Here is a 17,688-nt window from a genome sequence, read left to right as displayed (position 1 = left end):
AATCACCTCCAAATTTTTTGGAAAACAAGACTGAAACCCTAACTGATAATTTTCAGGCTATTTTTATGAATGGATGAGTCTTAACCATTTAATATTAAAAACTAAATTATGTTATGTATTCTTTTTCGAATCGTTACTGTTAATTTTTATGGGGAATAAGCAGCAAAAAGTGAGTGGAGGACATTTCCCCTCCGCCTTGACTATATTGCAGGCTGCCCTGTATATGGATAATGTATGATGCACGTCGTTCCTTTTCTGGAAGAAATGTTTTCCATTTTTGCAGTTTGCTGTGTATTAAACATTGGATGCTGATAATAGCCATGCTGGTTTTCAACCATCCCCAAACATCAAATACTATTTCCTGGATACAGGTAAAATTGACTGATAAAGCATTTTCACTAAATTGTATAAGTGTAATTGTAAAAAAACCTAGGGAGAAAGGCTGGTTTTTTTTCATACTATCTTTATTTATCTATAAAGACATCAACACACTAGATCAACATCTCTTTTTTAGAATATGGTTGAATACATATTTAGATAGGAGATGGAGAGCATGAACAAAAAATTATTAATTGGTACAGGGGTGGCTTTGTCACTGCTGTTCAGCCCAATCAGCCAGGCGTTCGCAGCAGAACCGACAACAGGAGAAAGGAAACAAGTGGATAATATAGCGCATCGCGGTGCCACAGGGTATGCACCGGAGAATACAGTAGCCGGCTTTGATCTGGCTGTAGACATGAAAGCTGATTATATCGAAATTGATGTTCAAAGAAGCAAGGATGGCGAATTAGTGGTAATTCACGATACATCTGTGGATCGTACAACAGATGGAACCGGAAAAGTGGGGGATTTAACGTTTGACTATTTAAGAAGTCTCGATGCCGGCAGCTGGAAAGGGGAACAATTTGCAGGGGAACCAATCCCGACATTTGAAGAGATTCTGGATCGCTACCATGGTAAGGTTGGAATATTAATAGAATTGAAGGCTCCAGAGCTTTACCCTGGCATTGAAGAACAAGTGGCGGATAAAATAAAAGAACGAAATCTTGATAAACCGCAAAATGAAAAAATCATTATCCAATCTTTTAACTTTGAATCCATGAAAACAATGGATCAGCTTCTGCCTAATGTTCCCATTGGTGTACTGACATCTAATCGTGCGGATACTACAGCGGAAGCTTTACAGGAATTTTCAGCCTATGCAGATTGGTTTAATCCAAGCTATGGAATTGTCACAAAAGAATTAGTGAATCAGGTTCACTCTCTTGGCATGCAAATTGGATCATGGACAGTGCGCAGCCAGGATGCCGCCGACTTCCTGTTCGAAATGGATGTTGACGCCATTATTACCGATTATCCGGATTATGTTGATCCTAGAAACTAATATCAGGAAAGGGAGCAGCTGCTGCTCCTTTTTTTTGCTGAATTGGGAAAGGGATTATTTGTGTTTCTATTGAATATAAACCTTATCCTTTTTCAGAGGTGAAGCTCATGAACATAAGAAAAGCTGTTTTAGCTGATTCAAAGGGTATTGCGAAAGTACATGTTGATAGCTGGAGAACAACCTATAAAAATATCATTCCTGATGAATTTTTGAAGAAGCTATCCTATGACAGGCGTACGGAATTATGGAATGAAAATATTATAAAAAAGGGAAATTATGTATTTGTTGCGGAAAATAGCAATGGTAAAATCATCGGATTTGCTGATTGCGGCAAGAGAGAAAGTAATCATGTTCCGGAATCCGGTGACTTAACTGCCATTTACCTCCTAGAGGAATATCAAGGTAAGGGAGTTGGCAAGAGGCTATTAAGGAAGGTTTTCCTGCAATTTGAAGAACTTGGCTTTAATAGAATTTTTGTTGAGGTACTTGAAGATAATAAAACCCGCCATTTCTATGAGTATTATGGTGCAGAATTATATAAAACAGAAAAGATTACTATTGCAGGTGCTGAATTGAATCTTCTTATATATGAATGGAATAACATTGGGGATGTATTAATTAAATTCTAATCCAGAAAACTCGTCATATTGACGAGTTTTTATTTTTCTCCAGCTCTCATGAACTTATAAAATAATATTATTATTTTACCAAACTATATAAAGAATTAAGTTCCATACAAAAACTGGAATGACATCGCTTTCATAAAATTTTCAATAATTTAAATTGACTGAAAAGTATAATTGTATTATTATTCTAACAATATATATTTTTCGCAACACGAATGAATAGGTATTCAACATAGAGGGGGAAGGGTTTATGTCACAGCTGTTAGCGTTAGTAATTCTTTTGCTTATTTTATTTATTGGAGATTTGGTTGCGGTTCGCACGAAGGCATGGGTGCCGTCCATTTTCGTCTGTGCCGTACTGTTCCTTGCCGGCTATTGGACTTTTTTTCCGCAGGACATCGTAGCTTTGGCAGGAGTTCCGCCGGTTGTGGCTACGATGATGATGTACTTATTGATTACCAATATGGGGACTTTGCTATCGATTCAGGAATTGAAAAATCAGTGGAAGACGATTGTGATTGCTTTGTCAGGGATTTTGGGAATTATCGCGATATTACTTGGAATCGGTACCTTTATCTTTGGATTTAAAACGGTGGTTGTCGCCATTCCGCCATTGGTTGGAGGCGTTGTATCTGCCCTGATTATGTCCGAAGGAGCGAAAGAAGCGGGACTGGCTTCTTTATCTGTCTTTGCAATCGTGATTTATGTTATGCAGGGATTTGCTGGATATCCGCTCACCTCCATTGTCCTGAAAAAAGAAGGAAAGCGGCTTTTACAGCAGTACCGAAGCGGAAAGCTTGCTTATAAGACACAGGGCATGGCGAGTGAAGAGACGGCTGCAGCAGCAGAGGCAGCTCCAAAACCTGAGCTTAAGCTTTTTCGAAATATGCCGGAGAAATATAATACAGATTTCTTCAAATTTTTAAGATTGGCGGCAGTATCCTACCTTGCTTATCTGACATCAACACTGCTGGCTCCAGTTGCGAGTGTCAGTCCATTTGTACTTTGTCTATTGTTCGGGGTTATTGCCACAAGTATTGGCTTTCTTGAGAAGCAGGTACTGCAGAAAGCAAATGGTTTTGGCTTTGCGATCATGGCCCTGATGCTCTTTATTTTTGACGGCTTAAAGCAGGCTACACCCGGGATGATGCTTGAGATTATTTATCCGCTGGCAGGAAGCATTATTCTAGGCGTAATAGGAATGTATATCTTCTCATTCATCGCAGGGAAAATTTTAAAGGTGAGCAAGGAAATGGCTTTCGCGGTTTCGCTGACGGCACTATATGGTTTCCCGGCTGACTACATTATTACAAATGAAGTGATTAAATCATTGACAGAAGATGAAAAAGAGAGGGAAATGCTGACCAGCAACATGCTTCCGCCTATGCTTGTCGGGGGATTCATCACGGTGACGATTGTGTCGGTGGTATTAGCCGGAATTTTTGTCGGACTATTATAAGAAAGGGATTGGATCGAAATGAGTGAAGTTCAAACAGGGAAAAATGTGAATCTGGAAAAAGTACAGGGGCGAATCGAAAACCATATTGACACATTAAGCACTTATACAGCGACTCCAGGCAAAGGAACAACCCGGCTGACGTATAGTCAGGAGGATCTGCTTGCGCGGCAGTATATTAAGGGGAAAATGAAGGAAGCGGGCTTGGCTGTCCGTGAAGATGGATTGGGCAATATCTTTGGAAAGCTTGAAGGGTCCCTAAAAGATGCACCAAGTGTTCTGATCGGTTCTCACTTTGATTCCGTCCCGAATGGGGGATCCTATGATGGGCCTGCCGGAGTTGTAGCAGGACTTGAAGTCGCTGCACTTTTCACTGAGAACGGATTAACGCCAAAATATCCTCTGGAGGTTATCGCCCTTATCGAAGAGGAAGGCTCCAGATTTGGCGGCGGCTTAATGGGTTCACGCGGAATGGTCGGTTTGCTGGCTGAGGAAGACTTTAAATCATTGAAGGATAACGATGGCATTACGACCGTTGAAGCCATGAAGAAAATCGGGCTCGATCCGTCTCTTCCGAAAACAAGAGACCAGCAGTCAGTAAAGGCTTATCTGGAATTGCACATTGAACAGGGACCTATCTTAGAAGAAAAGAATATCCCAATAGGGGTAGTCGAAGCGATTGTCGGCTTAACGCAATTGGAAGTAACCGTAAAAGGACAGGCCGGGCATGCCGGGACCACTCCAATGGACAGGCGGTCTGATGCGCTGGTTGCGGCCGCCGGGATGATAGCCCAATTCCCGGAGCTGGCTGCTGCCGAAGGAGAAGGAACGGTAGTAACCACTGGGCAAATGCAGGTCTATCCAAATGGAGCCAATGTAATTCCGGATCAAACGGTCTTTTCTGTAGACATTCGCTCCGGCAAGGAAGAACATGTCCAGAATGTTATTCAAAAAGTAAAAGAATTAGCAGGGATCTATCGTGATAGCGGAGTAGAAATAACGGTTGAACAGCTTTTATATATTCAGCCAAAAGAGATGAATAAAGAGATTGTGAGTCTGTTAAAGAAGAAAAGCAGTGAACTGGGTTTCACTTCATGCCCCATGAATAGCGGCGCCGGGCACGATGCAATGGTTTTCGCTGATTACACAAGTACTGGGATGCTGTTTATTCCAAGTAAAAATGGCCTGAGCCATTGTCCGGAAGAATGGTCGGATTCCAGGCATATTGCCGAAGCTGTTCAAATCCTGTTTGAGGCAGCAATAGAGTTAACGGAGGCGGAGTAAGAGATGATTCATAATGGGCTAAAAGAATTAACTGGAGCATATAGTGATGAATTAACGAAGCTGCGAAGAAAATTGCATCGTGAACCAGAGGTGTCATGGGAGGAATTTAAAACCACCCAATTTATTTGTGAGTACCTAGATGGTCTGGGCATTCCCTTTAAAAGAACGGAACCAACAGGTGTTATTGCTGAAATAGCAGGCGGGAAGCCCGGAAAGACGGTAGCTTTAAGGGGAGACATGGATGCGCTGCAGGTGGAGGAATTGAATAAGGATCTGCCTTATGCCTCCCTGGAAAATGGAAAAATGCATGCATGCGGACATGATGCCCATACCGCGATGCTGCTGATTGCCGCCAAGGCATTAAATGAGATAAAAGAAGAATTGCCGGGGAATGTCCGCCTGCTGTTCCAGCCAGCCGAAGAAGTAGCGGAAGGGGCGAAGATGATGGTGGAACAGGGAGCGATGGAAGGTGTGGACAATGTCTTTGGCATCCACATCTGGTCGCAAATGCCGACGCATAAAGTGTCCTGTACACCTGGGCCATCCTTCGCATCAGCTGATATATTCAAGGTGACATTCAAAGGAAAAGGCAGGCACGGGGCGATGCCGCATGACTGCATTGATGCTGCTATAGTGGCCTCATCCTTTGTCATGAATGTCCAGAGTGTTGTGTCCAGAACCATTGATGCCCAGCAGCCTGCCGTACTCACCATTGGAAAAATGATGGTGGGCACAAGGTTTAACATCATCGCTGAAAATGCAGTCATCGAGGGAACAGTCCGCTGCTTCGATCCTGAAACAAGGGATCATATTGAAAAACAGCTTGAGAATTATGCTGAGAAGACGGCATCGATCTATGGTGCTGGTGCAAAAGTGGAATACATTCGGGGTTCCCAAGCGGTAATTAATGAGGAATACAGTGCAAACCTTGTGCATAAAGTTGCTTCTGAAGCTTTCGGGGAAGATTTTCTATATAATGAAAAACCAACAATGGGGGCGGAGGATTTCAGTTTTTACCTGGACAAAGCACCTGGCAGCTTCGCCCTAGTCGGCAGCGGCAATCCAGAGAAAGACACCGAATGGGCTCATCACCACGGCAAATTCAATATTGACGAAGACGCCTTATCGACAGGCGCAGAGCTATATGCACAATATGCCTGGGCATATTTGAACGTATAGGAGTAAAATCTTAAAGCTAAATCCGCTCCTCTATATGGAGAAGCGGATTTATTTTTGCCTGGTTCCAGTTATTCATATCATTTTTAAAGTCATGAAAAAAGGAAGCAGTTAATAAACTCTGCTTCCCATATACTGGTGACATTTATATATCCTGTGATCAAGGGGAATAGGTATGGTGAATTCTACTATTTTTGCAGATGATTTGGCGGAATGAAGTTTAGGGGCAGTGGCCTTAAGATTACTTTAATATCAGTGGGCATTTCAAAATCCTGCTGTGCTTGTTTTAAATAATGATACATAGCTTTCCCGCCTGCGGAATTGGCAGAGTGAACAGTTATGCGATCCGCAAATAACTGTTTTTGAACCATTAAATGAACAAGCATAAGACCATTTCTCGATTTACTTACTAAATCATGGTCTAAAGACAAGTGGTCAATTTCAAAGGTCTGAAGCAAATGGATACACTCATCAATGGTCTCAACTAATACATGACCATCAGGCGCTTTCCGATAATCATCCAGGAATACGCTTATTTTCTCCAATTTTATCCCCCTTTCGAAGGGGTGACTAAGAAAAGTCAAGTTGACCCTAAGGGTTTGATTCACCTTTCATTGTAACATACATATGTAAGTAAAGATACCGAAGAGGGATTAATTGGAAGGAAATTGACTGCGGTTTTAAAAAAGAGTGTCCGCAGGTATTTGCTTTCAAGGCTGGCAGCAGAGGTTTCCTTCGCCCTTTTCAAGAGCTGATTTTAAACTGTCCAGTACACCTGACCAGGCCATTTGATGCCAGTTTATTGCTTCAATCCAATCTTCATGATTCTTAAATCCTCTATGTTCAACAATCACTTTTGATGAATTTTCATGGATTGCCTGGAAACTTACATGAACAGTTGTTAATTCATCCTCATTATTCATTAAATCCTCAAATTGGTCTGGGCCTTTCCATGTGAACTCAAGCTCATTTTCAGTAATAAGCTTAGTAATTTTACATCCCTTCGTATTCATGCCCGTACTATTTCCGGGAATAAAATAAAGCTCATAAGCTCCGCCTTCCTTAGCTTCTACTTTCGCTTCAGGTGCAAACCATTCAGATACCCTATCAGAGATTGTCCAAGCGAGCCATACCAGATTGAGTGGTGAATTGATTGTTGTCTCATTAATAATGGCTTTCTCAATTGCAGTGGTTTTCAAAATAATCCTCCCCCAAGTGTAAAATTATTACATTTAAATAATAACATTATTTTGAAAATTAAGATATTGTTAACTGGAGAAAATTCGGAGAGATAGATTATTTGTAAAAGAGGAAAGCCCAAAAGGAATAAGTTCCTTCTGAGCTTGAAAGATTTATCTGCCGCCGTTTGTTTCATTAATAAACCGCTCAATTACATCCTTAATGCTCATCACACCGATATTTCCCTCTTTACGTTTTCTCAGTGACAGGGATTGCTGCTCCATTTCTTTATCACCAATCACCAGCATGTAGGGAACTTTCTGTTTTGCGGCTTCCCTGATCTTGAGTCCCATTTTCTCTGTTCTAAAGTCGGCTTCAGCACGGATGCCTGCTTCTTCCAATTGTGATTTCACATAGTCTGCATATTCAGCATGCGAGTCAGAGATTGGAATGATCTTTGCTTGAACGGGTGACAGCCACAGTGGGAAATCGCCTGCAAAATGTTCAATTAGAATAGCCATGAAACGTTCAACTGAACCAAAAATTGCCCTGTGAATCATAATGGGAAGGTGAAGTTTGTTATCTTCACCAACATATGCACAATTAAACTTTTGCGGCATTTGAAAATCCAGCTGGATAGTACCGCATTGCCAGCTTCTGCCGAGCGAATCCAATATATGAAAGTCAATTTTCGGCCCGTAAAACGCCCCATCACCAGGATTAATCTGATAGTTTACTCCTTTGTTTTTCAAAACAGATTCCAAAGCTCCTTCAGCACGTTCCCACATTTCTTGTGATCCCATGTATTCCTCCGGGCGTGTTGAAAGTTCAACTTTATAGTCAAAACCGAAATGGGAGTAGAACTCATCAATTAGGACAAGTATTTTATCTATCTCGGCTTCAATCTGATCAGCCATCACAAATAAATGGGCGTCATCTTGAGTGAACGACCGAACTCTTAACAGTCCATTCAAAGAACCCGAGAGTTCGTGTCTGTGGACTAATCCCAGCTCCGCATAGCGGAGAGGCAATTCCCGGTAGCTTCTCCGTTTGCTATTGAAAACCAATATCGCACCCGGGCAGTTCATGGGCTTTATCGCATAATTTTGCTCATCCACATTTGAGAAATACATATTTTCATGATAATGATTCCAATGGCCGGATTGTTCCCAAAGTTCCTGTTTCATCATAATCGGTGTCTTAATTTCCTGATAGCCTGCCCGCTGGTGTTTTCGTCTCCAATAACTTTCAAGTTCATTTCGCATCACCATTCCATTTGGCAGGAAAAAAGGCATTCCTGGGGCTTCCTCCATGGATGTGAAAAGCTCCAGCTCTTGACCTAACTTTCTATGATTTATTTTTTCTGCTTCCATTTCAATTCCTCCTGATTTTTAGTTATAAAAAAAAGACCACACTCCTCCCAAACATAGGGACGAGTGTGGTCGTGGTGCCACCCTAATTCCATAAAGCAATCGAAAAAGACTGTTTTATGCTCAAAAAGATAACGGATTCCCCGATTATGGATACTCTGATATAGATCATTTCCCCATAATAGCTCCAAGGCGGTAAATCATTCCCTTTTCTTCAGGGCTTGCAGCCGGTGACCCTGATCTCTGGAAAGAAAATAAAGAATGATTCATGTCCTTATCAACGCTAATTATATAGTTTTAATTAAAATAAAAAGCCGCACTCATCCCAGCAAAAGGGACGAGTGCGGCCGTGGTTCCACCCTAATTCCATAAAGCATGCCGAAAGACTGCTTTATGCTCAAAAAGATAACGGATTCCCCGATTATGGATACTCTGATATAGATCATTTCCCCATAATAGCTCCAAGGCGGTAAATCATTCCCTTTTCTTCAGGGCTTGCAGCCGGTGACCCTGATCTCTGGAAAGAAAATAAAGAATGATTCATGTCCTTATCAACGCTAATTATATAGTTTTAATTAAAATAAAAAGCCGCACTCATCCCAGCAAAAGGGACGAGTGCGGCCGTGGTTCCACCCTAATTCCATAAAACATGCCGAAAGACTGCTTTATGCTCAAAAAGATAACGGATTCCCCGATTATGGATACTCTGGTATAGATCATTTCCCCATAATAGCTCCAAGGCGGTAAATCATTCCCTTTTCTTCAGGGCTTGCAGCCAAATGGCCCTGATCTCTGGAAAGAAAACAAAGAAAGATTCGTATCCTTATCATAGCTCATATTTATATTTTTACTGATTTTATTACACATTTTGGAAAAGGTCAAGAGGGTTAATAAAACTTTTAAATCCTAATGAAACAACCCCGATTCCTTTGATTTTTTCATTAGCGCTTTTGTTTTTCTGCTTAATGGCTCTTTCAGGAAGGTTCCAATTAATAGTGCAATGAAACCGAATAGCGTCAGGACCAGAAGGTCTCTGTAAACTCTTTCCCAAACAATGCCTCCAACAGCTTCTCTCATTAAATCAATGGCATAAGAGAAGGGCAGGAAGGGGTGGATGGTTTGGAAAAATTCAGGAAGCAAGGCGGTCGGATAGGTTCCGCCAGCACCTGCAATCTGAAGCACCAGCAAGACAATCGCCATGGCTTTTCCTACATCGCCAAATACAGATACTAATGTATAAACAATTAATATAAACACTAAACTGCTTATCAGTCCAAACAGGATAAACCATACTGGTTCAGCTGCATCCACTCCGAGAATTAAGATATTCCCTATTGTCACTACGAGGGTCTGTGCAAATCCAATGCTTAGGAAGGTCAGCAGTTTGCCGAAATAGATTTGTTTTCCCGTAAATTCTTCATGATGATGAACATCTGTAGCCAAAAGGGAAATTAATAGAAGGGCACCTACCCATATCGCAAGTACGGTATAAAAGGGAGTCATTCCTGTTCCGTAATTTTGGATTGGGAATAGGCTGTTTTTATTAAGCTGAACAGGTTCCTCGAAGAAACCCTTCTCTGCTTCGGGATCATTTTGCAGCAGCTCAATGATCTCGTTGATGTCTGTCTCGCCCTTGATGTCCCGAATCCGATCGGCTAATTGATTAATCTTTTCGCTTATATATGGAAACTCTCCGATAATGTGCTTAAGCGTTTTTTCTCCTTCACCTAAGTTCCCCTCTGTATTCGCAAGGATTTTTTCGATCTCAGGCATGGCGGATTGTATTTCAGTCAGGATATTCCGGGCATTACTCAATGTTTCCTTGGCGCTGGCCACTTCCTGTTTGATGGCTGGCCGGATGTTTTCATTATATTCTTTAACGAATGCGTCGATCCTGCCTGCGGTTACAGCTGAATTTTCCTGAAGCCGGGTGATTAAATCATCTGCTTCCTTCTGCTTGTCTGAAAGAAAGGCATTGATCTTTTGTCCGTTTTCCTGGATAGTCTGCAGTTCCTGTTTTAATAAGGCTATTTGTTCCAGAGCCTGATTGATTTGTTCCTGATTTTGGCTTGTGCCTTGTTCCTTATTGGATTCCTGCAGCTGCTTTAGCGCTGTTTCGATAGTCTCGATATTCTGAAGCGAACCTGCTATCTGCTCATTGATTTGATTGCCTATTTCCTTTCCCTGGTCCAGGTTCAAATCAGAGGATTGAACCGAGGAGATAAAATCGTTCACCTTTACCGCCATATTCTGGACCTTCTCCAGATTCTCCTGAATCTGGGGCTCCATTGCATTCAGGCGATTCTCAGCCTCATTTATAAATTTCATCGTTTCATTAATGGTCTGCAGACCGTTTCCTGTTGCGCGTTTGGCATCAGGAACGAGTGCTTGTGCCTTATCAATCATTTTTTTTGCATTTTCTGCATCTGACAGGGAGCTGCTTAATAAGGAATGGATTTCAGGAAGCTTTTCCTCCATTTGAAAAACATACTCTTCGAACCGCTTTATATCCGGAAGGTCTTTTTCAATCTCCAGACCCAATTCATTAAACTTCTCAAAAATAGTGCCGTTAACGGTTGAGATGAAATTGCTTGTAACCGTATCGACTATCCCGCCTGCACCCTTTTCTGTGATTTTAGGTGCAATGGCATTGATTTTTTCATTCACATAATACTCGATTTTCGCTTTTTCGGGCTGGTCTTCAATGACGGTTCCTAGCTTCTGGGAGAAATTATCCGGAATCACAATGACAGCAAAATAGTCGCCGTATTCCACCTTATCCATCGCGTCTTTACGGTTATCAAAGTGCCAGTCCATATCATCGTTCTTCTTTAATTCCTTGACGATGTCATCTCCAATATGTATTTCCTTATCACGAACCACTGCTCCGGCATCTTCATTCACGATTCCTACTGGAAGCTGATCCGTTTGACTATAGGGATCCCAAGAAGCCTCGATGTTAAACCAGGCATATAAAGAAGGCAGTAACGTCAAGCCTCCGATTAATACTGCCGCAACCCAATTAGTAAAAATACTTCTAATATCCATGTTGTAAATTTTCCACATGCTGTTCAGTCCAATCTGCTTGTCTTCCTATAGATTTTGTGAATAATCGGTTAAATATATTCAGAATCTCAGTGCACAACAATTCTACCCCTATAAAAAAATGTGTAAAACCAAAAAGGCGTGAGTAATTACTTTTGGGTCTAAAGGAGGAGAAGACATTATGGATTGATTTGGTAAACTGTTCTGGATGAGAAGAATAAAAAGCTGGGAGAGGGTAAAATGGATTGGAATATCAGAAAAGCTGCACTTAAGGATGTTGATGCAATTACTGGATTGCGGACAATTCCAAATCTCGTGCTACTTCGGACAAAGGAAGAGAAAATGTGAGCAGTGGTGTCTGAACTTGGTGCCACTTCGGACAGAGGAAGAGGAAATGCGATCAGTAGTGTCTGAACTTGGTGCTACTTCGGACAGGGAAAGAATGAATACAGCATAGGAGTCCGAACCAGTTGCAGCATCCAGACATAAGAGGATGAATCTTTTATGAGTATTAGCGCAGCCAGCTGGGTAGTGCATAATCGCCAATTTAGTATTAGTGGCATTAATGGTTAATGAATGAGGGCAGAGCGAGCGTTTTTCTTTTGTTCATATTGAGCCCCTTCTTCTATTCATGGATGAAAATATCAAGTCTTTATTGACAAACATTTCAAAAAAATATATATTAAAAATCCTGCCAATTTTACATTGGCCTAAGGGGACTGTGAAAAGTTCATTCTTCTTTGAAAAGGATGGGTAACTATGAATAAAGAGCAATTGATGGAAAGTGCACGCAGTATGAGGGAAAGAGCTTATGCTCCGTATTCCAAATTTCCGGTTGGAGCCGCTTTATTACTGAAAGACGGCACTGTCATTAATGGAGTGAATGTGGAGAATGTATCGTTTGGTGCGACGAACTGTGCCGAGAGAACAGCCATTTTCACTGCAATTGCTAACGGTTACAAAAAAGGTGATTTTCAAGCTATAGCTGTAGCTGGTGATACGGCAGATTTTCTTCCGCCATGCAGCATTTGCAGGCAGGTATTAGCAGAGTTTTGTTTGCCTGATATGCCAGTCTACTTAACAAATGAGAAGAAAGAAATATTAGAACTGACATTAAAGGACTTATTGCCTTATGCATTTACAGATTTAGAGATGTAGTATAAACAGGGGACAAGCTTTAGAGCTTGTCCTCTTGTTTAGATGGAAGGAATTTCCGATTCAGCATAGAATAATGTTATTATATAATCATACATTTTTTTTTACAGGTGCAAGAAATTTAAAGCAGCAATTTTTGTTATGAAAGCTACTGTCCATTCTATAGGGAGGTACTGATCTTGGGTGAAAAAAATAAAAATCAAGTGAATAGAAAAGCTGTATGGGCATTGTTTGGGTTAGGATTTGGAGCAGGTGTGGGGGCACTCTTAGGAATTTTAGCTTACAATTTTCATTGGCTTGGATAGAAATGATAGTTCAGCAGATTCGACGGTAATAGGAATGCTAGTGGTACCCGCACCCAGGAAGTGAGGGTACCATTTTTATTCTCTATCCATATCAATCGCAAATGTATCCTTAAGTCCCTTCAATCCAGAAGGGGTTATTTTGATAGCCCGGGTTTTGGGGATACGCTGGATCCAATTTCGTTCCAGGAGTATCTCCAGGATGGCATTCCCCAGTGCTCCTGCAAGATGATGGCGTCTTTCGCTCCAGTCCAGACATTTATGGGAAAAAGAGCGGCGTTTCTTTTTTAATGAGGCTAGGTCTATTTGCATGGTGTGGAAAAATTCTTTTCCCTCTTCCGTAACACTGAATGTGTCATTTTCTTCAGCAATAAATCCTTTTCTTTTTAGTGATTCAGTTATTTGCACTCCTAAATTTCCAGCGAGATGATCATAGCACGTCCTGGCAAAGCGGATCGCTTTATCTTCAGAGGCATGTTTAAAAGATTTAATTTCTGCAGCAGGCGCAATAGATAGAAAGGATTCCATCACTTGGGCAACTTCTTGATTCATGATGCCATAATACCGGTGCCTTCCTTGTTTTTCTGCTGAAACCACTTGAGCATCCAGCATTTTTTTGAGATGAAAGCTGGCCGTTTGCGGTTTAATCCGTGCCATATGGGCCAGTTCATTTACAGTGTGATACCGGCCATCCAATAAGGCGGTCAGTATGGCTGCCCGACTTGGTTCACTGACCAGAGAAGCGACTTTTGCTACATTTGAATTCATATTCATATCTTATTCCTCCATGTAATCCATATTTCGATGATAATTGAAATATCTACCCCTTACAATGATATTTGTAAAAAAGTTCAGGAGGAAACTGCAATGAAAAAGGAAGAAAACCAAATAATCACCAAGTCGATTCAGCCTAAAATCTTATACTATGGAACTCCGGTGATATTGTTAACAACACTTAATGAGGATGGGACATCCAACATCAGCCCCTTATCCTCGTCATGGGCATTAGGGGAATGCATTGTCCTTGGAATCGGGGAGGGGGGAAAGGCTTTGGAAAATCTTCGCAATCATCCCGAATGTGTCGTAAACGTTCCTGGCCCTGGCCTTTGGGAGAAAGTAGAGGCATTAGCGCCACTGACAGGCAAGTACCCAGTACCGGAATACAAACGGGTTAATTCATTCCGCTTTGAAAAAGATAAATTCTCTGCAGCCTCCCTTACGAAGAAGGAAGCAGAAATTGTAAAGCCCTTTAGAATCCTGGAATGTCCACTTCAGATCGAGAGCAGGGTGGAGCACATTCGAGTTCCGGAACATGACTCTCACTTTGCCATTGTGGAAGTAACGGCATTAAAGGTCCATGCGCATACATCCATCCTTAAGGATGATCATCATGTGAACCCTCATGAATGGAGTCCCCTCATTTATAATTTCAGGCACTACTATGGACTAGGCGAACATCTGGGGAAAACATTTCGGGCATAGTTCTATGGAAATCACTTTTGCTCAGCTGTTTAGAAATATTTCATACATATTTTAGAAAGTTTTAAGATTTATGTGATATAGTTCTTTTAATTTCTTAATCTGGATAATAGGGTTTATAAAATTATCTTGAATGCTAAGAATAAGGTATGATCTAATGAAAATTTTTATAACAGAGTGAGTGAAACAGATGTCCATTAAAATGAGGTTTCTGCTGTCTTATATTGGAGTGATTCTTTTTTCGATCACTTTATTATTGGCAGCAGGTTTTTTAATTATTTTTGCCATAACAGGTGATGTAAGATCTATAGAGCATCTTTACAAAAAAACATATATACAAAAACCTTTGACAACAGTTGAAGAAAGTGTGTTTCTCGATTTAAAGCTTTTTGCTAAAAATAATCCGAAACAGCTCCTAAATGAAAAGGAGCTTAAAAAGATTGAGAAAGAGGATATCGACATTGTTGTTAGAAAAGGCACAAAAGTTGAGTACGCTTCCCATGCTCTTGACAAACAGGCATTGGTTAAATCCCTTCCAGGTTTTGAAGAAACAAACATCAATACTCGAGATACGATTAAACTCAACGACTATTTTTTTACCTATGTAAAGTTTGATTTTTATTTCCCGGATAAAAGTGAAGGAAGTGTTTTCGTATTAAGGAAGGCCAGTTCCTATGCTGAGGTCATTAGAGAATTGTTTCCTATTTTATCAGGACTTTTACTGTTTCTGTTTATTATGATTATTGGTATATTAAATTATTTAGTCTCACGAAGCATTATTAAACCTATCTCAGTTCTTAAAGAAGGTGCTGAAAGAATAAAATCAGGAGATTTAAATTTTGAAATCGGAGCTGTTTCAAATGATGAAATCGGACAATTAAATAGAGCATTTGAGGAAATGAGAATTAAACTAAAAGAATCGATAGACCTCCAGCTTCGGTATGAAGAAAATCGAAAAGAGCTTCTGGCCAATATTTCGCATGATTTGAAGACACCTATCACATCGATTATTGGATATGTTGAGGGGATAAAAGATGGTGTAGCCAATACCCCTCAGAAGATGGAAAAGTATTTGTCGACTGTTCACTTTAAAGCAAAAGACATGGATTCATTAATTGATGAGCTTTTCTTATTTTCCAAGCTGGATTTGAAAAAAGAACCATTCCATTTCGAAACTGTCGAACTGGATAAATATATGAAAGACTATGCAGAAGAACTTTATTTGGATTTACTTCAGCAAGGAATCCATTTGGAGCTTCATCTTTTGAATAAACCAATCTTCGTGAAAGTGGATAGAGAGAAATTGAAACGAGTATTGGCCAACTTAATAAGTAATTGTGTTAAATATATGAATAAAGACAGGAAGAAGATTTCTATTTCTCTTCATGATCGATTAGGCGATGTAATTGTTAAAGTCGAAGACAATGGGCAAGGGATAGAACCTTCTGCCTTGCCAAATATTTTTGAACGTTTTTACCGTGCAGAACAATCAAGAAGTTCCGAGACAGGCGGAAGCGGCTTAGGACTTGCGATCGCGAAACAAATAATTTTGGAGCATAGAGGGGAAATCTGGGCTTCAAGCGAGATGGGTAAAGGTACAAGTGTATTCTTTTCCCTAAAGAAAGGTGAAAAAATATGAAAAAAATATTGCTTATTGAAGATGACATTAGTATTGCAGAATTGCAAAGAGATTATTTAGAAATAAATAAGTTTCGTGTCGATATTCAACATTCTGGTGAGGAAGGACTCCAAAAGGCTCTTCAAGAACACTATGATTTAATTATTTTGGACATCATGCTTCCAGGAGTAAATGGGTTTGAAATATGTAAACAAATACGCGCAGTTAAAAACATTCCTATCTTGTTTGTGTCAGCCAAAAAGGAAGATATCGATAAAATTCGGGGTCTCGGCTTAGGGGCAGACGATTATATTACCAAGCCTTTTAGTCCGAGTGAACTGGTAGCCAGAGTGAAAGCACATTTAGAGCGATATGAACGTTTAGCAGGAAAACAGACTCAAACAAATACAATTTTCGTACATGGGATAACAATTGATAAGTCAGCACGTAAAGTTTATATTGACGGAGAAGAAACTCCGTTTACAACAAAGGAATTTGATTTATTAGTATTTCTTCTAATGCATCCAAATCAAGTATTGAGCAAAGAACAGCTTTATGAAAAGATTTGGGGGCTGGAGTCAGCTGCAGATGTTTCAACAGTCACCGTTCATATTAGAAAAATACGAGGGAAAATTGAAGGAGACCCTGCACAGCCGAAATTCCTGGAAACCGTTTGGGGAGCCGGTTATCGATTCAATGTTTAAATTAATCTGTGTTTAATTTGATCCGTCACAAAGGTGACGGCTATTTTTTTTATATATGAAGAAATTTTAAGATTAAGTTTATCTTTCTTTAAGAATTTTTTTAGAGGGAGTTCACATTTTGATACTAACATAATAGAAGCAGTAACTAGTCTGAGTCATTTTATTTAAAGAAGATAGGCAGGTGAAGTAGATGAGGAGGTGGCTAACAATAGTGATTGGAGGCGTTATTCTCCTTCAAGGCTGTGTCTCAGATAATAATGCAGATACAAAAACACAGGAAAAAGAGGTACGGGAAGATATGGATATGAGTGAACCATTGCTTCAAGCTGCAGAGCGCAGGGAAACAGAAACAATAAAGAGATTGATTGAGGAAGGTGCTGATCTAAATAAAAAGGACTCAGACGGACGAACTGCTACTATGATTGCAACTTACAATAATGATGTCGAAACCGCCAAAATCCTGATTAAAGCGGGGGCTGACGTCAATATTCAGGATAATATGAAAAACAACCCTTTCTTATATGCAGGCGCAGAAGGATACGTTGAAATTCTTAAGCTTACGATCGAAGCAGGTGCGGATCCGGTGATAATTAACCGGTATGGTGGAACTGCATTGATCCCTGCTGCAGAACATGGCCATATAGATGCCATCAAGGAACTTCTCAACAAGACTGATATTGATGTAAATCATGTAAATGATCTCGGCTGGACAGCTTTATTAGAAGCAATTATTTTGAATAATGGAAATGTAAAACAGCAGCAAACTGTGCAATTACTAATCGATCACGGGGCGGATGTGAATACTCCGGATAGAAAGAATGTTACTCCTCTGCAGCATGCACGTGAGAAAGGGTTTAAAGAGATTGAACAGATTTTGTTAAGAGCAGGAGCAAAATAGGCAAAAATGAGA

At 40.4% G+C, this 17,688-nt stretch carries 16 protein-coding genes and 3 other annotated features; of the genes, 11 read left to right on the top strand and 5 right to left on the bottom strand.

What is annotated here, in order from left to right:
* Positions 1 to 553 precede the first annotated feature (553 nt).
* The 5 genes from NR125_RS07105 to NR125_RS07085 all read left to right on the top strand — a co-directional run bounded on the left by NR125_RS07105 (position 554) and on the right by NR125_RS07085 (position 5,929).
* Positions 554 to 1,384 (top strand): glycerophosphodiester phosphodiesterase, encoded by an 831-nt coding sequence (locus NR125_RS07105; RefSeq protein WP_019380248.1) that lies wholly within the window; start codon positions 554 to 556, stop codon positions 1,382 to 1,384.
* 107 nt (positions 1,385 to 1,491) lie between these two features.
* The gene (locus tag NR125_RS07100) at positions 1,492 to 2,013 is read left to right on the top strand and encodes a GNAT family N-acetyltransferase (RefSeq protein ID WP_009335380.1); all 522 of its coding nucleotides are present in this window, start codon (positions 1,492 to 1,494) and stop codon (positions 2,011 to 2,013) included.
* 247 nt (positions 2,014 to 2,260) lie between these two features.
* A complete protein-coding gene (locus NR125_RS07095; RefSeq protein ID WP_009335379.1) occupies positions 2,261 to 3,469 on the top strand; it encodes a hypothetical protein in 1,209 nt (402 codons plus the stop codon).
* An 18-nt stretch (positions 3,470 to 3,487) separates the two neighbouring features.
* The gene (locus NR125_RS07090; protein ID WP_009335378.1) at positions 3,488 to 4,750 is read left to right on the top strand and encodes a Zn-dependent hydrolase; all 1,263 of its coding nucleotides are present in this window, start codon (positions 3,488 to 3,490) and stop codon (positions 4,748 to 4,750) included.
* A 3-nt stretch (positions 4,751 to 4,753) separates the two neighbouring features.
* Entirely contained in the window at positions 4,754 to 5,929 is a 1,176-nt protein-coding gene (locus tag NR125_RS07085; protein ID WP_256814875.1) for an amidohydrolase, read from the top strand.
* Between the two features lie 185 nt (positions 5,930 to 6,114).
* Here the strand turns inward: NR125_RS07085 and NR125_RS07080 are convergent, their stop codons facing one another.
* The 4 genes from NR125_RS07080 to NR125_RS07060 all read right to left on the bottom strand — a co-directional run bounded on the left by NR125_RS07080 (position 6,115) and on the right by NR125_RS07060 (position 11,541).
* Positions 6,115 to 6,471, bottom strand: a complete 357-nt coding sequence (locus NR125_RS07080) for a cyclic-phosphate processing receiver domain-containing protein (protein ID WP_009335376.1) — start codon at positions 6,469 to 6,471, stop codon at positions 6,115 to 6,117.
* A 165-nt stretch (positions 6,472 to 6,636) separates the two neighbouring features.
* On the bottom strand, positions 6,637 to 7,125 hold the full coding sequence (locus NR125_RS07075) for an SRPBCC family protein (RefSeq protein ID WP_009335375.1): 489 nt from the start codon (positions 7,123 to 7,125) through the stop codon (positions 6,637 to 6,639).
* A gap of 153 nt (positions 7,126 to 7,278) precedes the next feature.
* Entirely contained in the window at positions 7,279 to 8,478 is a 1,200-nt protein-coding gene (gene thrS, locus NR125_RS07070) for a threonine--tRNA ligase (RefSeq protein WP_009335374.1), read from the bottom strand.
* Between the two features lie 52 nt (positions 8,479 to 8,530).
* Positions 8,531 to 8,765 (bottom strand) — a binding site (T-box leader).
* Positions 8,766 to 8,805: 40 nt separating this feature from the next.
* Positions 8,806 to 9,039 (bottom strand) — a binding site (T-box leader).
* Positions 9,040 to 9,079: 40 nt separating this feature from the next.
* Positions 9,080 to 9,314 (bottom strand) — a binding site (T-box leader).
* 67 nt (positions 9,315 to 9,381) lie between these two features.
* Positions 9,382 to 11,541: a YhgE/Pip domain-containing protein gene (locus NR125_RS07060; protein WP_009335373.1), complete on the bottom strand. Its 2,160-nt coding sequence runs from the start codon at positions 11,539 to 11,541 to the stop codon at positions 9,382 to 9,384.
* Between the two features lie 738 nt (positions 11,542 to 12,279).
* Between NR125_RS07060 and NR125_RS07055 the strand changes: the two genes are divergently transcribed.
* Together NR125_RS07055 and NR125_RS07050 are read left to right on the top strand one after the other, a co-directional pair.
* A complete protein-coding gene (locus NR125_RS07055) occupies positions 12,280 to 12,678 on the top strand; it encodes a cytidine deaminase (RefSeq protein ID WP_009335372.1) in 399 nt (132 codons plus the stop codon).
* A gap of 176 nt (positions 12,679 to 12,854) precedes the next feature.
* Entirely contained in the window at positions 12,855 to 12,980 is a 126-nt protein-coding gene (locus NR125_RS07050; protein WP_256814871.1) for a hypothetical protein, read from the top strand.
* Positions 12,981 to 13,055: 75 nt separating this feature from the next.
* Here the strand turns inward: NR125_RS07050 and NR125_RS07045 are convergent, their stop codons facing one another.
* Positions 13,056 to 13,751 (bottom strand): ArsR/SmtB family transcription factor, encoded by a 696-nt coding sequence (locus tag NR125_RS07045; protein WP_192908126.1) that lies wholly within the window; start codon positions 13,749 to 13,751, stop codon positions 13,056 to 13,058.
* Between the two features lie 93 nt (positions 13,752 to 13,844).
* On the opposite strand from NR125_RS07045, the gene NR125_RS07040 reads away from it, so the two are divergent.
* From NR125_RS07040 to NR125_RS07025, 4 genes are all read left to right on the top strand, one after another.
* Complete coding sequence (locus NR125_RS07040) at positions 13,845 to 14,459, top strand: flavin reductase family protein (RefSeq protein ID WP_009335370.1); 615 nt, start codon at positions 13,845 to 13,847, stop codon at positions 14,457 to 14,459.
* A 187-nt stretch (positions 14,460 to 14,646) separates the two neighbouring features.
* Positions 14,647 to 16,095 carry a sensor histidine kinase gene (locus NR125_RS07035; RefSeq protein WP_071157390.1) on the top strand — a complete coding sequence of 483 codons (1,449 nt, stop codon included), beginning with the start codon at positions 14,647 to 14,649 and terminating at the stop codon, positions 16,093 to 16,095.
* Positions 16,092 to 16,778, top strand: a complete 687-nt coding sequence (locus NR125_RS07030) for a response regulator transcription factor (RefSeq protein ID WP_009335368.1) — start codon at positions 16,092 to 16,094, stop codon at positions 16,776 to 16,778. Before NR125_RS07035 ends, NR125_RS07030 begins: the two co-directional genes overlap by 4 nt.
* Before the next feature lie 190 nt (positions 16,779 to 16,968).
* Positions 16,969 to 17,676 carry an ankyrin repeat domain-containing protein gene (locus tag NR125_RS07025; RefSeq protein WP_009335367.1) on the top strand — a complete coding sequence of 236 codons (708 nt, stop codon included), beginning with the start codon at positions 16,969 to 16,971 and terminating at the stop codon, positions 17,674 to 17,676.
* Positions 17,677 to 17,688 lie beyond the last annotated feature (12 nt).

The organism is Cytobacillus sp. Bac17 (assembly GCF_024519925.1).
In the GTDB taxonomy this organism is placed as follows: Bacteria; Bacillota; Bacilli; order Bacillales; family Cytobacillaceae; genus Cytobacillus; species Cytobacillus pseudoceanisediminis.
This window is presented reverse-complemented; position numbering and strand designations above follow the sequence as displayed.

Bases quoted from the DNA above. Each gene is read 5' to 3' on its own strand.
- NR125_RS07105 (WP_019380248.1), top strand. From the start codon at position 554: ATGAACAAAAAATTATTAATTGGTACAGGGGTGGCTTTGTCACTGCTG.
- NR125_RS07100 (WP_009335380.1), top strand. From the start codon at position 1,492: ATGAACATAAGAAAAGCTGTTTTAGCTGATTCAAAGGGTATTGCGAAA.
- NR125_RS07095 (WP_009335379.1), top strand. From the start codon at position 2,261: ATGTCACAGCTGTTAGCGTTAGTAATTCTTTTGCTTATTTTATTTATT.
- NR125_RS07090 (WP_009335378.1), top strand. From the start codon at position 3,488: ATGAGTGAAGTTCAAACAGGGAAAAATGTGAATCTGGAAAAAGTACAG.
- NR125_RS07085 (WP_256814875.1), top strand. From the start codon at position 4,754: ATGATTCATAATGGGCTAAAAGAATTAACTGGAGCATATAGTGATGAA.
- thrS (WP_009335374.1), bottom strand. From the start codon at position 8,478: ATGGAAGCAGAAAAAATAAATCATAGAAAGTTAGGTCAAGAGCTGGAG.
- NR125_RS07060 (WP_009335373.1), bottom strand. From the start codon at position 11,541: ATGTGGAAAATTTACAACATGGATATTAGAAGTATTTTTACTAATTGG.
- NR125_RS07055 (WP_009335372.1), top strand. From the start codon at position 12,280: ATGAATAAAGAGCAATTGATGGAAAGTGCACGCAGTATGAGGGAAAGA.
- NR125_RS07045 (WP_192908126.1), bottom strand. From the start codon at position 13,751: ATGAATATGAATTCAAATGTAGCAAAAGTCGCTTCTCTGGTCAGTGAA.
- NR125_RS07040 (WP_009335370.1), top strand. From the start codon at position 13,845: ATGAAAAAGGAAGAAAACCAAATAATCACCAAGTCGATTCAGCCTAAA.
- NR125_RS07035 (WP_071157390.1), top strand. From the start codon at position 14,647: ATGTCCATTAAAATGAGGTTTCTGCTGTCTTATATTGGAGTGATTCTT.
- NR125_RS07030 (WP_009335368.1), top strand. From the start codon at position 16,092: ATGAAAAAAATATTGCTTATTGAAGATGACATTAGTATTGCAGAATTG.
- NR125_RS07025 (WP_009335367.1), top strand. From the start codon at position 16,969: ATGAGGAGGTGGCTAACAATAGTGATTGGAGGCGTTATTCTCCTTCAA.